The sequence below is a fragment of the Bacillota bacterium genome (assembly GCA_024655925.1).
GTDB lineage: Bacteria > Bacillota > DTU025 > DTU025 > JANLFS01 > JANLFS01.
Genome location: JANLFS010000050.1, coordinates 22769 through 24544, shown reverse-complemented (window position 1 = coordinate 24544; position 1776 = coordinate 22769). Strand labels below are relative to the sequence as shown.

Here is a 1776-nt window from a genome sequence, read left to right as displayed (position 1 = left end):
GATCGAACTCGAGGAAGCCCATCCTGAGCTCTTCGATCCTGATTCTCCGTCGAGGCGGGTGGGAGGGGAGGTGTCCGGTGCCTTCGAGCCTGTGACGCACGAGATCCCAATGCTGTCTCTGGACAACGTCTTCGACGAGGAGTCGCTCTCTGCGTTCGATGCGAGAGTCAGGCGCGGCACCGGGCTTTCGAGCGTGGAGTATGTCGCTGAACCCAAGATCGATGGGCTTGCGATCTCCCTCACGTACCAGGACGGCCGTTTCGCCGTGGGCGCAACCCGCGGAGATGGGGAACGCGGCGAGAACGTCACTGAGAACCTCCGGACTGTCAGGGCCATCCCTCTTCTTCTTCCTGCGGGCGCACCCACGAGTCTAACGGTCAGAGGCGAGGTCTACATGGCTCGGGCGGATTTCGAGAGGCTCAATCGCGATCGGGCGTCCCGCGGCGAACCCCTCTTTGCGAACCCGCGAAATGCGGCCGCCGGTTCGCTCAGGCAGCTGGATCCTAGAATCACTGCCTCGCGCAAGCTCAATGTGTTCATCTACTACCTGGCTGGGGCAAGCGGCACGGAGTTTGAGACCCATTGGGACGCGCTGCAATGGTTGAGAGGCATGGGGTTTCGGGTGAATCACGAGATCAAGCTCTGCCGCGACATCGGGGAGGTTCTGGGGTTTCGCGACCGCATCGGTTCTCTCCGTGACAGACTCCCCTACGAGATCGACGGCATCGTGGTCAAGGTGAACAGACTCGATCTCCAGCGGGAACTCGGGTTCACCGCCAGGAGCCCCAGGTGGGCCACGGCCTACAAGTACCCCGCGCGGCAAAGCACGACGGTTGTGCGGGACATTGTAGTCCAGGTGGGGCGGACCGGGGTGCTCACTCCAACGGCTGAGCTTGACCCGGTGGAGCTAAGCGGAGTCACGGTGTCACGTGTGACGTTACACAACGAGGACTACGTGCGCGCGAAAGACGTCAGGATCGGTGACACCGTCGTGATTCAGCGAGCTGGGGACGTGATACCCGAGATCGTGCGAGTGCTCTCAGAAAGGCGGACAGGCGCAGAGCGGGAGTTCCACATGCCCCGAACGTGCCCGGAGTGTGGGTCTCCGGTGGTGAGGGAGGAAGGCGAGGCTGCCGCGAGGTGTGTGGGCCTCTCATGCCCCGCAGTGCTGCGTGAGCGGATCATCCATTTCGCGTCGAGGAACGCCATGAACATCGATGGGCTCGGACCGTCCACGGTGGAGCGGGTCATGGAGGCGGGCCTCGTCTCAGACGTCTCCGACATATACTACCTGACCCGTGACGCCCTCATGCAGATAGACAGGATGGGGGAGAAATCCGCTGACAACCTGCTTGCCCAGATCGAGGCGAGCAAGAGCAATCCTCTGGCCAGGCTAATCTTTGCCCTGGGGATCAGGCATGTTGGCGAGAATGTGGCCAAGCTCCTAGCGGGCCATTTCCGGTCAATGGACGCTCTCGCCTCCGCGGGCGTCGGAGATCTCACTGCTGTGGAAACCATCGGGGAGAAGATAGCGAGGAGCGTGGTCTCATTCTTCTCATCCGACTCCAACCGGGCGACCATCAGAAGACTCGTCCAGGCCGGAGTCAGGATGTCCGATGAGGAACCTGCGAGAACCGCCCAGAAAGCTGCTCCCGAGTTCGCGGGAAAGACCTTCGTTTTCACTGGCGCCCTGTCCGGGTTCACCAGATCTGAGGCCGAGACCCTGGTCGAGCGGCTGGGAGGAAGGGCAGCTTCCTGCTCACGCTGGAAGCTGAC

Annotated in this window: 1 protein-coding gene; it reads left to right on the top strand. The window is 62.1% G+C overall.

The features are described from left to right. Positions 1-58: 58 nt before the first annotated feature. Positions 59-1776 (top strand): NAD-dependent DNA ligase LigA (ligA, locus tag NUW23_09160; protein MCR4426340.1); only part of this gene is annotated, 1718 nt, incomplete at its 3' end.